1 protein-coding gene is annotated in these 951 nt (G+C 78.9%); it reads left to right on the top strand.

Features of this window, described 5'->3' with window-relative positions:
- On the top strand, positions 1-951 hold a 951-nt coding region (locus GPJ59_RS36555), incomplete at both ends, for an FAD-binding oxidoreductase (protein ID WP_219672397.1).

Raw genomic sequence — 951 nt, 5'->3', positions numbered from 1 at the left:
GGACCTGGACGGCCGGCGGGTGCTGCCCGCGGACGCCGACTACGCCGAGGCCCGCCGGCTCTTCCAGCCGCGCTACGACACCGTGGCGCCCGGTGCGGTCGCCTACCCCGCGCACGAGGGCGACGTGACCGTGTGCCTGGCCTTCGCCCGGCGGACCGGCGCGGCGGCGGTGCCGCGCGGCGGCGGCCACAGCTACGCCGGCTGGTCGACCGGGACCGGGCTGGTCGTCGACACCGGGGCGCTGGGCGGGGTGGACGCGGGCGGCGCGGGCCAGGTCAGGATCGGTGCCGGGGCCCGCACCGGGGACGTGAACGCGGCGCTCGCCGCGCGCGGCGTCGCCGTCCCCACGGGCCTGTGTCCCTCGGTCGGGATCGCCGGGCTGACCCTCGGCGGCGGCCTGGGCGTGTCCAGCCGGGCGTACGGGGCCGCCTGCGACCGGCTGACCGGGGTCCGGCTGGTCACCCCGGACGGGGCCGTGCGGGACGTGGACGCCACGCACGGCGCGGAACTGTTCTGGGCCCTGCGCGGCGGCGGGGCCGGCAACTTCGGGGTTGTGGTGGAGTTCCGCTTCCTCGCCCATCCCGTCGGCGACTGCGCCCTCGCCGAACTGCACTGGCCCTGGCGGGACACGGCCGCCCTGCTGCACGGCTGGCAGCGCTGGCTGAAGGCGCTGCCGGACCCGTTCTGGAGCCAGGTCGAGTTCACCCTGGAACCCGGTGACGGCCCCGGCGACGGTCCCGACGGCCCCGCGGACGGCGCGCGGGCGCAGCCCGTGCCGGCGGTGCGGGTGCTGTGCCTCGGCGGGCGGGCGGAGCTGGAGCGGCAGTTGACCCGGCTGGCCGACCTGGTCGGCGCGGGTCCCCGGGACAGTCATGTGGTGGTCCGCGGCTACGGGGAGACGATGCGCGCGCTGGCGGGCTGTCCCGAGGGCCCGGCCGCGCAGTGCCGGCC

Source organism: Streptomyces bambusae (assembly GCF_019400985.1).
GTDB classification, from domain to species: domain Bacteria; phylum Actinomycetota; class Actinomycetes; order Streptomycetales; family Streptomycetaceae; genus Streptomyces; species Streptomyces bambusae_A.
Note: the sequence above shows the minus strand (reverse complement) of the source record. Positions and strands in the feature narration are given on the sequence as shown.